The organism is Streptomyces sp. NPDC026394 (genome assembly GCF_055567735.1).
On the sequence record NZ_JBVHPX010000012.1, the window covers coordinates 118,850 to 132,060 of the forward strand.

Annotated in this window: 3 protein-coding genes; all 3 read left to right on the forward strand. The window is 72.8% G+C overall.

Features of this window, described 5'->3' with window-relative positions:
- The first annotated feature begins 346 nt into the window (after positions 1-346).
- Genes ACZ4QV_RS25945 through ACZ4QV_RS25955 form a run of 3 tightly spaced genes read left to right on the forward strand, consistent with a single transcriptional unit; the run spans position 347 to position 13,112 of the window.
- A complete protein-coding gene (locus ACZ4QV_RS25945) occupies positions 347-1,633 on the forward strand; it encodes an MFS transporter (protein ID WP_361153662.1) in 1,287 nt (428 codons plus the stop codon).
- On the forward strand, positions 1,630-5,040 hold the full coding sequence (locus ACZ4QV_RS25950; protein WP_361587887.1) for a type I polyketide synthase: 3,411 nt from the start codon (positions 1,630-1,632) through the stop codon (positions 5,038-5,040). Before ACZ4QV_RS25945 ends, ACZ4QV_RS25950 begins: the two co-directional genes overlap by 4 nt.
- Positions 5,037-13,112, forward strand: a complete 8,076-nt coding sequence (locus tag ACZ4QV_RS25955) for a MupA/Atu3671 family FMN-dependent luciferase-like monooxygenase (protein ID WP_467763465.1) — start codon at positions 5,037-5,039, stop codon at positions 13,110-13,112. The genes ACZ4QV_RS25950 and ACZ4QV_RS25955 overlap by 4 nt, the downstream gene beginning before the upstream one ends.
- Positions 13,113-13,211: the final 99 nt, after the last annotated feature.

The window sequence follows — 13,211 nt, forward strand, 5'->3', positions numbered from 1 at the left end:
CGCCGCGCTGCGCGGTGCTCGTCGGCTCAACGCCGGAAAGACGGCCCGAGCGGGACCGGACATGGTGCGCCCTCCCGCGGGTACGGAGCGGAACTGCCGACGGTGCCGCGGGGGCAGCACATCCCCCGTGACATGCGGCTTGATCTAACCACGGACGCGGCAAAACGCAAGGAGGCCGCGGCCGTCCGCACCATGCCCCTACACGCGCGGCCGAGCGCGGGTCAAGTCACCGGATGATGCGTCTCCAGGCGTACCGCGAACCGGGTGACCGTAAGTGCGTACTTTCGTCCTCCGCCGTCCGTGTGGTGGACCAGGCCGGCACAGGGCGTTGAGGGGGAACAAGAGAGTGGGGCACTTCCGGCTGCTCGTCGTCGGCAATGCCGTATCGGCGTACGGCAGTTACCTGAACATGGTGGCGCTGAACGTCTTCGTCTACCAGGTCACGGGCAGCGCGCTGACCGCGGGCCTGTTCATGGCCGTACGGCTGATCACCAGCGTACTGTCCGGTTTCGTCAGCGGCCGGCTGGTGTCGCGTTACGACCGCAAACGGCTGATGGTGTGCGCGGACCTCACCCAGGCGGTCGCCTTGGCGCTGCTGCTCCTGGCACCCGACGGAGCGCGCGTCACCCTGCTGTTCGCGCTCGCCGTGGTGACCGGCGCCTGCTCGACCCTCTCCCAGGTGGCCCTGCGCAGCAGCGTCCCGGAGATCGTCGGAGCCGACCTGCGGACCAGGGCCAACGGCCTGCTGGTCACCGGCCGTTCACTGGCCATGATCGCCGGGTTCGCCTCGGCGGGCGTGGTCGTCGCGGAGTTCGGCTACACCACCGCCTTCGTGCTGGACGCCATCACCTTCACGGTCTCCGCGACGGTCCTCTTCCTGCTGCCCATCCGCACCCGGGCCGTCGCCGAACCGAGCACGGCCGACGGCGCGGCGGCGGACGACGCGGGCACCGGCCGCTGGGCTTCCTTCGCGCTGCTCAAGGCGGCACCGCTGCTGGCGGTCATGGTCGCGGTCCGCGCGGCCGACGGCCTCGGCTCGTCCTCGCACAACGTCGCCCTGCCCATCTACTCCAGCGCCCTGGATCCTTCGCATCCGGCCACCTTCATCAGCCAGTTCTGGGCGACCTGGGCGATCGGCAACATCGTGGCCCAGCAGGTGTGCTCGCGGCGTACCAGCAAGACCGGCTGGTCGCCGGGGGAGCGCGCCTTCGCGATCGGCTCCATCGTGATGTCGGCGGCGTTCATCGTGGTCTTCAGCGGCCTGCCGGCTGTTCCGGCCGCGGCCGCCGCGCTCGTCGCCGGCATGGCCGACGGGTTCACGGAGATCGCGTACGTCTCCCGGCTGCAGGCCGCCCCCGACGAGCAGCGCGGACGCCTCTTCGGGCTCTCCGCTTCGGCCGAGAACAGCGGCTTCGGCCTCGGCATGATCGTCAGCGCGGCGCTGCTGGAGCGCTTCTCGCCCCTACAGGTGGTGAGCGCGTTCCAGGGCTTGGCCATCGTCCTGTGCGTCGCCCTGCTCGTCGTGCTGGCCAGGGGACGCTCCCTGTTCCCGAACCGACCACCGGCCCGGGAGAGCGGCGGCCCGGCGTCCGGCCGGGAGGTCTCCTCCGCCGCGGAGGGCGGCACCTCATGAACGTACCGGCCGACTCGCGCGTCGCGGTCATCGGCATGGCCTTCCGCTTCCCCGGAGCGGACACCCCCGAGGAGTTCTGGCACGTCATCCGGGACGGCCTGGACTGCGTACGGCGCTTCACCGACGAGGAACTGGCCGCGGCCGGCGTCCCCGCCGAGAAGTACCGGGCGGACGACTTCGTCGGCGCCAGCGGCATCCTGTCCGGCATCGACCGGTTCGACGCCGGGTTCTTCGGGATGAGCGTCCGGGAGGCGCAGCTCACCGACCCGCAGCACCGGATGTTCCTGGAATGCGCCTACCACGCCCTGGAGGACTCGGGATATCCGCGCGAACGGGGCGGACTGCGCACCGGTGTCTTCGCCAGCACCGGCTACCACCTCTACACCTTGGAGAACTACCTGCTGAACAACGTCCTGAAGGGACCGGTCGGCGACGACTGGCTCTCCAGGATGCAGGTCCTGGTCGGCAACTACGCCGACTTCACCGCCACCCGCGCCTCCTTCCGCCTCAACCTCACCGGCCCGGCCATCAGCGTCCAGACCGCCTGCTCCAGCTCCCTCGTAGCCGTGCAGCTCGCCGCGCAGTCGGTGATGATCGGCGACAGCGACATCGCGCTGGCCGGCGCCACGGCCATCCATGTGCCGCAGGTGCTGGGCTACCAGTACGTCAAGGGCTCCATCCTCTCCAAGAGCGGCTACCTGCGCGCCTTCGACGCCCGCGCGGACGGCACGGTGGGCGGCACCGGCGTCGCCGCCGTCGTCCTCAAGCGCCTGGACCGGGCCCTCGCCGACGGCGACACCGTCCATGGCGTCATACGCGGCTGGGGCGTCAACAACGACGGCGCGGACAAGCAGACCTACACCGCCCCGAGCGCGGCCGGCCAGCGCGGCGCCATCCGCCGCGCGCTGGACCACGCCGGCATCGGCGCGGACACCGTCGGCTACCTGGAGACACACGGTACGGGTACGCTGAAGGGCGACCCGATCGAGTTCGACGGCGCCGTCTCCGCGTACCGCACCGACACCGACCGGACCGGGTACTGCGCGCTCGGCTCGACCAAGGCCAACATCGGCCACCTCGACGTGTGCTCGGGCATCGCCAGCTTCATCAAGGCCCTGCTCGTCCTCAAACACGGCGTCATCCCGCCGATGGCCAACTTCCGGGAGCCCAACCCCGCCCTCGATCTCGACCACAGCCCCTTCTACATCCCCGAAGAGGCGCGCCTGTGGCCCCAGGGGGACACACCGCGCCGCGCGGGCGTCTCGTCCCTGGGCGTCGGCGGCACCAACGCCCACATCATCGTGGAGCAGGCCCCCGAACCCGCGCCCCGCGCCGCCACCGTGACCGCACCGGACGTCCTGGTCCTGTCCGGCCAGTCCGCCGAGGCCCTCACGGCCAACGCCCACGCCGTACGCGACCACCTGACCCGGCACCCCGGGACCGACCTCGCCGACCTGGTGACCACCGCGGCGGGCCGGGCCCACCACCGGCACCGCCTGGCAGCCCGCGGCACGACCCCCGCGGACCTCGCCGCGGCCCTGGACGGCTGGCTCGCGGGCACCGGCGGCCCCGCCGCAGCCGCCGTGACGACCGGTGAGGCACCCCGGGAGGGACGGCCGGGCGTCGTTTTCCAGTTCACGGGACAGGGCAGCCCGTACCCCGGCATGGCACGACCGCTGTACGAGCGCTTCGCCGTCGTCCGCGACCTGCTCCACACCTGCGACCGCCACCACCAGGAGCTGTACGGCAGCTCCCTGCTCGACGCCCTGCTCGACCCCGGTGCGGACCGTACCGTCACGGAGAACACACGGAACGCCCAGCCGGCCCTCTTCGCCCTGCAGTACGCCCTCACCGGGCTGTGGCGCCACGCCGGCATCACGCCGGACATCGTCGCCGGGCACAGCGTCGGCGAGTACGCCGCCCTCTGCGCGGCGGGCGCGCTGTCCGTCGAAGACGGCCTGCGCATCACCGCGGAGCGCGGACGCCTGATGCAGGACCACTGCGCCCGCGGTGCCATGGCCGCCGTCTCGGCGGACCTGGACACCGTCCAGAACCTGGCCGACGAGATCACCGGCCTCGAACTGGCCGTCGTCAACGGGGCGCAGCGGCACGTGCTCGCCGGCCCCGTCACGGCCGTCGACCGGCTGCTGACCCGGCTGGAGGAGCGCGGCATCCCCGCGGAACGGCTCCCGGTGACGCGCGCCTTCCACACCGCGCTCACCGACCCGATCCTGGACAAGTTCCGGGACCTGCTCGACGGCGTCACCTTCCGCCCGGTCACGACCGGTTTCGTCAGTTGCCTCGACGGGCGCCTGCACGAGCCGGGCTGGGCACCGGACGCCGACTACTTCGTACGGCAGACACGCCGGCCGGTCCGCTACGACGCCGTACTGCGCACACTCGGCGAAACCGGCTCCGCCGCGCTGGTCGAGATCGGCCCGCACACCACACTCAGCGGACTGGCCCGTGCCGCGCTCCCCGGCGTGCGGGCGGTACCGACGCTGCGCCGCGGCGCCGGACCCGGCGCCTTCTGGGGCGCGGTGGCCCAGCTCCACTGCGCGGGCGCGGACCTCGACTGGCCGGCGCTCACCGCCGGCAGCGGAGGCCGCAGGACCTGGCTGCCCGGCTACCGCTTCCAGCACAAGACGTTCTGGACGGGGCCGGAGCCGACAGCCGTCCGGGCCGTCCGGACCGGCGAACCAGCGAGAGAACCAGCGAGAGAAGAGGAAGACGTGGCACAGGACGAGGCAGTGTTCGAGAGGGTGCTCGGGCACGTCATCGAGTTGGTCGCCAAGCACCTCGGGCACGACGCCGACGCGATCACGGGCGACACATCCTTCTTCGACCTCGGTGCGGACTCGCTGCAGATGATCAGCGTGCTGCGCGAGCTGGAGCAGGACCACCAGGTCAAGGTCGCGATGCGGGAGCTGTTCGAGGAGGCGAGCACCCCGGCGCAGCTCACGGAGCTGATCGTGGGGCGGATGGCGGGCGGTGCGGCGGGGCCCGTACGGGACGAACCGGTCGCCGCCGAGCCCGTACGGCACGAGCCGGCCGCTGCGGCGCCCGCCGAGCCCGTGCGTGCGCCGGAACCCGTCAGCAGGCCCGAGCCCATCGGCATGCCGGAGCCCATCGGCATGCCCGAGCCGGTCCGCGCGCCCGCGCCCGAGCCGGTCCGCGCCCCCGAGTCCACGCCCGCGCCCGTTCCCGCGCCTGCCGAGCCGTCCGGCTCGTCGCAGCCCGTGACACGCGCGGAACTGACCGACCTCGTCCGCCAGGTGCAGCAGTTGTCGCAGATCCAGTTGCAGATGATGACCCAGATGAGCCAGCTCTCCCAACTGCTGACCGCGCAGGCGACGAGCGCCCTGACCGGCGGCGTGGTGGCCAACGGGAAGGCGGGCGGGAAATGACCGGGCCGAGCGCCGCCGCCGCTGCGGTGGACCAGAACCTGGCCGCGATGTCCGACCTCTCCCGCAGCATCGCGGAGCGGATCGAGGCCGCGGGCGGGAGCGCGACCGGAAGCGGGAGTGCGACCGGAAGTCCGGCCGGGACCGGGGCCGCGGCTCCGGCCGGGACCGCGGATCAGCCGGCGGCGGGCGATCAGGCCGTCGCCCCGTCGGCGAACGGCGCCGCGCAGGAGCCGTCCGCCGAGCGTCGGCAACGCGTGCACGGCCCCCGGGTGACCGTCTCCCGCGCCTCCGGCATGGTCGGCGGCTCCGCCTCCGCGTCCCAGCAGGCCCACCTCGACGACCTGGTGCGCCGTTACACGGCCAAGACCGCCACCTCCAAGGAGATCGCCCAGCGCTACCGCCGGGTGCTGGCCGACAGCCGGGCCGTCGTCGGGTTCCGCAGCAAGACGAAGGAGATGCTGTACCCGATCGCCGGCCGCCGGGCCCACGGCTCCCGGCTGGAAGACATCGACGGCAATCGCTATGTCGACATCACCATGGGCTTCGGCGTGCTGCTCTTCGGCCACGAGCCGGATTTCGTGAGCGAGGCCGTCCGCGAACACCTCTCCCGGGGCATCCAGCTCGGCCCGCGCAACGTCGAGACCGGCGAGGCCGCCGAGCTGCTGGCGGAGCTGACCGGCATGGAACGCGTGGCGTTCGCCAACTCCGGTACCGAGGCGAACTCCGCCGCGATCCGGCTCGCCCGCGCCGCCACCGGCCGCCGCCGCATCGTCACCTTCCACGGCGCCTACCACGGCCACGCCGACAACGTCCTGGGCCGCTCCGCCGGCACCGGCGCCGACCGGATCACCGTCCCGGTCTCCACCGGCATCCCGTCCGCCAGCGTCGCCGACCTGCTGGTCCTCGACTACGGCAGTGACGCGAGCCTGGAGGTCATCGCCGAGCACGCGGACGACATCGCCGCGGTCATCATCGAACCCGTACAGAGCCGCCACCCGTCGCTGCGCCCCGTCGGTTTCGTACGGCAGTTGCGCGAGCTGACCCGCCGCCACGGCATCGTGCTGATGTTCGACGAGATGCTGACGGGCTTCCGTCCGGCGCCGCGCGGCGCCCAGGAGCTCTACGGGGTCACCCCCGACCTCGCGACGTACGGCAAACTGCTCGGCGGCGGCTTCCCGATCGGCGCCATCGCGGGCCGCGCGGACATCATGGACGGTGTGGACGGCGGCTTCTGGCAGTACGGGGACGCCAGCTACCCGCCCGCCGACACCACCTTCTTCGGCGGTACGTACATCCAGCACCCGGTCTCGATGGTCGCCGCGCGGGCCGTGCTGACGCACCTGAAGGAGCACAGCCCACGACTCCAGGAGCGGCTGAACGCCCGTACCGCCGGCCTCGCGGACTCGCTGAATCGTTTCTTCGAGGACGAGGAGTTCCCGCTGAGCGTGAGCCACTTCGGCTCCCAGTTCCGCTTCGAGCACCGCGCCGACATGGAGCTGCTGTACCACCACCTGATGCTGCGCGGGGTGCACGTCTGGGAATGGCGCAACTTCTTCCTGTCGACCGCCCACTCGGACGGCGACATCGCGTTCATCGCCGACGCGGTCCGCGGGTCGATGCGGGACCTGCGGGCGGCGGGCTTCTTCCCCGGCGGTCCGAAGGTGCTGCCGACGCCGGGCGGGCAGGCTCCGGCGCAGGCACAAACTCCGCCGCAGGCGCAGGCTCCGACGAGGGCGCAGATTCCCGTAGCGACGCAGGGGCCGACGGCCACGCAGGGGCCGGGGATCGTACGGCTTCCTGAGGTCACGCAGCCTCCGGCAGGTGCGCAGGCTCCGGCGGTCGCGCAGGCTCCGGCGCCGAGGACCGAGCCCGGCAGCCGTACGGCCGTGGCCGCACGCCGCGCTCCCGACTTCAGCATCTACTTCTTCGGCGACTACCCCCAGGAGGAAGCCGAAGCCGAAGCCGGTGCCGATGCCGGCTCCCCGGCTGCCGCTCCGGGCAAGTACGACCACATCCTGGAGACCGCCCGCTTCGCCGACCAGCACGGATTCCACGCGCTCTGGATGCCCGAACGGCACTTCCACTCCTTCGGCGGCCTGTTTCCCAACCCGGTCGTGCTCGCCGCCGCCCTCGCCCGTGAGACCCGGCACGTCCGCCTCAACGCGGGATCGGTCGTCCTGCCCCTGCACGACCCGGTCCGGGTCGCGGAGGAGTGGTCGATGGCCGACAACCTCTCCGGCGGCCGGGTCGGCATCGGCTGCGCCAGCGGCTGGCACGCCAACGACTTCGTCTTCTTCCCCGAGCACTTCGGCCGCCACAAGGAGATGATGTACGAGCAGGTGGAGCAGGTCCGCCGGCTCTGGCGCGGCGAGGCCGTGCGGCGCACCGGCGGCGACGGCGAGACCGAGGTACGCCTGTTCCCGCGCCCCGTCCAGGACGCGCCGCCCATGTACACGGCGGTGGTCGGCAACCCCGCCTCGTACGTGGCCGCCGCCCGGAACGACGTCGGCGTGGTCACCAACCTGATGACCCAGAGCGTCGAACAGCTCGCCGAGAACATCGCGCTGTACCGCCGCACCCGCGCCGAGCACGGCCTGGACCCGGACGCCGGGCGGGTGGCCGTCCTGCTGCACACCTACCTAGCGGCCGACCACCGCACCGCGCGCGCCGAGGCGTACGAGCCCCTGGCACGGTACATGCGCGCCTCGCTCTCCCTGTTCGGCAATGTCGCCAACAGCCTCGGCCACAACGTCGACCTGTCCGCGCTCAGCGAGGACGACCTCGACGTGCTCTTCCGCCGCGCCTACGACCGCTACTGCGACCAGCGGGCGCTCATCGGCACGCCCGAAACCGTCGCTTCCGTGGTGGACGCGGTGAGCGCGGCGGGCGCCGACGAGATCGTCTCGCTCGTCGACTTCGGCGTCCAGCCGGGCGCGCTGCGCACCGGCCTCACCCACATCGACGCGCTGCGCCGCCGCTACCACGCGCCGGGCGCGGACGCGCTCACAGCTGCGCAAGCGGGCGCGGATGCGGGCGTGAATACGGATACGAGCACGGGAGCGAGCGCGGGCGCGCGTACGTCCGTGTCACACGAGAGCGCCGCCCCGCTGTCGCCCGGACAGCAGCGCATCTGGTTCCTCGAACGGATGCTGCCGGGCCGTACCGCCTACAACGAGACCAAGGCCATCCGCCTCGACGGCCCGCTCGACGTCCCGGCGCTGCGTACGGCGCTGGGCGAGCTGGTGGCGCGGCACGAGGGCCTGCGGACCGTCTTCCGGGAGATCGACGACGCGCCCTGCCAGCTCGTCCTGCCGCCGTCCGCACCCGACTTCGCGGTGCTCGACCGCACGGGCGCGGGCGCCGACGGCGAGGAGGCCGCGGACGCCGCGGTCCGTGCCGTCCTGGCGGACGAGAGCGCCCGGCGCTTCGACCTCGTCGAGGGGCCGCTGTTCGTCACCCGGCTGGTCAAGCTGGGGGAGGAGCGCCACGTCCTGGTCTTCTCCCTGCACCACATCGTCGTGGACGCCGCCTCCGCCACCGTCCTGGCGCGCGACCTGTCCGCCCTCTACCGGGCCGCGCACCACGGCTCCGACGCGGGACTTCCGGCGCTGACCGGCACGTACGCCGATCACGCCCGCGCCCAGCTCCGCGCGCTGGACGACCCGGCGGGCGCCGTGGACCTGAGGTACTGGCTCGACACGCTCGGCGGCGAGCTCCCCGTACTGGAACTGCCCTGCGACCGCCCCCGCCCCGCGGCCATGACCTCCAACGGACGGGCCGTCTTCCACCGGCTCGCCCCCGAACTGTCCGATCGGCTGCGCGACCTGAGCAGGCAGCGGCGCGGCACCCTCTTCATGACGCTGCTCGCCGGCTTCACCGCGATGCTCCACCGGGTCACGGGCCAGCGGGACATCGTCGTCGGCACCCCGATCTCGGACCGCCCCCAGGGCACCGAGGACCTGCTCGGCTTCTTCGTCAACACCCTCGCGCTCCGCTTCGACCTGTCCGGCGACCCGGAGTTCGGCACGTTCCTCGACCGCGTACGAGGCGTCGCCCTGGACGCGTACGACCACGCGGACGTGCCCTTCGAGGCGGTGGTGCGGGAGCTGGCTCCGGCGCGTACCACCGACCGTACGCCGGTCTTCCAGGTGCTCGCGGAGTTCGAGAGCAGCGACCCGTTCCGCTTCGATCTGCCCGGCGTCCGGGCCACCGTGATCGACGCGGGGCCCGACAAGGCCCTCACGGACCTCGCGGTGTACTTCACCGACCAGCCCGAAGGCATCCGCTGCCACCTGGAGTACAACACCGACCTGTTCGACGCGGACACCGTGGACGGCTTCTTCCGTACCTTCCGTGACCTGCTCGAAGCGGCCGTACGGGAACCGGGGACACCACTGTCCCGCCTCGGCGCCATGCCGGCGCGGCAGGAGACCGCGCAGGCCGTGACGCCCTCGCCCGAACAGCCGGCGACAACCGCGGCCCGACAGCGGGGCATGGTCACCGTCCCGCCGGTCGAGCCGGCAGCCCAGCCGGTGCCCGCCGCATGGCAGCAGGGCCCGGTCCGCCCGGTGGCGCGCGCCACCGTCCACGAACTCGTCGCCCGGCGCGCGGCGGACGCCCCGTACCGGACCGCCGTCCACCACGGTGACGACCGCCTCAGCTACCGCGAACTGGACGCCCGGGCCGAACGGCTGGCCGCCGTCGTCCGCGAACGGTCCGGCACCACGGCGACAGCGACCGCGGACGGTGCGGACGACGTGGTGGCCCTGTGGCTGCCCCGCTCCACCGACCTCGTCGTCGCCATGCTCGCGGTGCTCAAGTCCGGCCTGGCGTACGTCCCCCTGGACCCGTCGCTGGGACGGGCCCGGGCCGCCACGGTGATCGCGGAAAGCGGCGCTCGGCTCCTGCTGAGCACTGGCTCCCGGGCCGATGAGCTGGATCTGCCCGACGGCCTGGCCGTCATCGACGTCGCCGCCGCCGAGAACTGCACCACCGACCGTACGAAGAAGGTGCCGTCGGACGCCGCCGGGCCCGAGTCCCTGTGCTACGTCATCTACACCTCCGGCAGCACGGGCAAGCCCAAGGGCGTCGCGGTGCCCCACAGCGCGGTCGTCGATCTCTGCCAGTGGCACCACAAGCGCTTCGCCTTCACCTCGGCCGACCGCAGCGCGCTGGTGTGCAGCCAGAGCTTCGACGCGTCCGTCCTGGAGATCTGGCCCGCGCTGACCGCAGGAGCGTCACTCGTCATCGCCGACGACACGGTCCGTGCGGACACCGCGGAACTGGCCCGCTGGTACGCGCAGCAGCACGTGACCTTCTCGATCCTGCCCACCGCCCTGGGCGAGGCACTGCTCACCCTGCCGCCGGCCGAACAGCCGCCGCTGCGCCACCTGCTGCTGGGCGGTGACGTGATGCGCACCCGGCCGCACCCGGACGTGCCGTACGAGACGGTCAACGTCTACGGACCGACCGAGACGACCGTGCTGTGCACCACCCAGACCGTCGGCCCGCGCACGCCCGGCACCGGTTCGGGACCGATCCCGATCGGCCGCCCCGCCGACAACGTCAGCGTGCGGGTCCTCGACGCGTCCGGCGCGCCGGTGCCGCTCGGCACGGTGGGCGAGCTGTACGTCGGCGGGCCGGGCATCGCCCGGGGATACCTGGGCGTCCCCGCGTCGGCCGACGACCGCTTCGGTCCGGACCCGGTCGGTGCGGAGTCCGGTGCGAAGGCCCTTGAGGGTGCGACCACGGCTGGGTCGCCCGGGGCGTCCGGCGCGGGCGCACCGTCGGCCGGAACCCGCTTCTACCGCACCGGTGACCTGGTGCGCTGGACCGAGGACGGGGCACTGGAGTTCCGCGGCCGTGCCGACGACCAGGTGAAGATCCGCGGCTACCGCGTAGAACCGGAGGAAGCGGCCCGCACGCTCAACGGTCTGGACGGCGTGCGCGAAGCCGCCGTGGTGGCCCGCCGCGACAGCCGGGGCGAGGCCTACCTCGCCGCGTACGCCGTACCGGCGGACCGGGACGCGGACGACACCACCACCGCGGCCGGCCGCCGGACGTACGCCGACCGGCTGGCCCGCGAACTCGCGGCCCGGCTGCCGGAGTACCTCGTACCGCGGTCCTGGGCGGTCCTCACCGCACTGCCGCTCGGGGGCAACGGGAAGATGGACCGCGCCGCGCTGCCGGACCCGGAGATCGTCACGGCCGCGCGACCCGCGCCCGCGTTCACGCCGGCTTCCGCGCCTGTTCCCGCGCCCGTTTCTGGGAAGCCGGGGCAGGAAGCCCGGCAGACGGCACCCGCTCCCGCCTCGTCCGCCGACGGACCCGAACCCGGCCTCCGGGACCGGATCGAACACCGTCTCCGGGCCCTCTGGGCCGACGCCTTCGACCTCACGGCCGACGCCATCGGACCCGACGCCTCCTTCTTCGACCTCGGCGGTCACTCGATCGCCGCGATCCGGCTGGTCAACCGGGCCCGGGAGGTGTTCGGCCAGGAGTACCCGATGGTGCGCTTCTACCAGGAGCCGACGGTACGGGCCATGGCGGCATACCTGGCCGGCGACACCGGGACCGACGCGCCCTCCGAGGACGCCGAGGCCGGGCGCTCCGAGAGCCCCCGGGTGGACGCTGAGACCCGCGCCGGTGCCGGTGCCGGTACCGGTTCCGACGCCGGTACCGGGGGGCGGAGCGGTGCCGACGCCGGTACTGACACCGGTGCGGACGCGGGACCGGACGGTGCCACGGACGTGGTCGACCGCGCGCCGGCCACCTACCAGCAGCAGGGGTTCATCGCCCAGGACGACCACCCCACGCCGCACGTCTTCAACGTCGCCCTGCGCATCACCCTCACCGGCGGCCTGGACCTGCCGGCGCTGCGTACCGCGCTCAGTCAGCTCATCGCCCGCCACGAGTCGCTGCGCACCCGGTTCGTGAAGGAGGACGGGCAGTGGTGGCAGGAGATCCTGCGGCCGCGGCCGGTCGATCTCCAGGTCGAGGACCTGACCACCGGCCGGAACACCCGTGCCGGAACGGCGGTGGCCGCCGAGGCCATGGACGCCGAGATCGAGCAGATCAGCGCACAGGCCGCCGCCACCCGGTTCGACTTCGGCGAGGGGGTGGCGCCCAAGCTCCGGCTGGTGCGCAGCGGCCCGTCGACCTGGGTGCTGTTCTTCGTGCTGCACCACTCCACCTGCGACGGCTGGGCGGTCAGCGTCCTGCTGAGCGACTTCGCCGCCCTCTACGGTGCCGCGGCGACCGGGACGCCGCACACGCTGGCCAGTACGGTGCCGCAGCCGACCGAATACGCGCGCTGGCAGCGGGAGACCGCACCGGAACGGCCGGACCAGCGCCTCCTGAAGTACTGGGCCAGGGAACTGGACGGAGCGCCCTTCGAGCTGGCGCTGCCGCTGGACCGGCCGCGCCCGGAAACCCTGAGCGGACAGGGCCGTGTCGTGCTCTTCTCCGTGGACTCCGGCCTGCTGACCGACGTGGAACGGCTGGCCAGGAAGTGCGGTACGACACCGTACGCGGTCACGACCGCCGCCCTGGGCCGGCTGATCGGCAAGCTCTCCGGGCGGACGGACGTCGTGGCGAACGTCGCCTACGCCAACCGTGAGCGCCGCGCCTTCGAGTCGCTGATGGCCTGCACGGCCGTGGGCCTCCCGCTGCGTATCCGGCTCGACGGGGTCGGGACCTTCACCGACCTCGTACGGCAGGTCGCGCACACCTCGATCGAGGGCATCGACCACATCGTGTCGCTGCGCAGGCTCGTCGAGCCGCTGCGGGAGGAGATGGGGGTCGAGGTGCCGGACCACGTGCCGTTCGGGTTCGCGTACCAGAGTTCGCTGCAGACGGACATCGAGCTGCCCGGCGTGGCCGCCGTGGTCGAGGACCTGGCCGTCCCGGCCGCCCGTACGGACCTCAGCATCGGGCTGATCCCGGCGGGCGACACGCTGACCGGCTACATGGAGTACTCGACCGACCTGTGGGAGCACAGCACGGTCGAGGGCTGGGCCGACGCCTACGTGAACCTGCTCGCCGAGGAGGTGCGGGCCGCGCTGGCCGACTGACGCGTCGCGTCGGTACGGCATCGTTCCGTCGGGACGGTGCCGTACCGACGGACCGGTACCGTGCCGGCCCGTCCGGATCCGCCCCGACGGCCGCCCGCG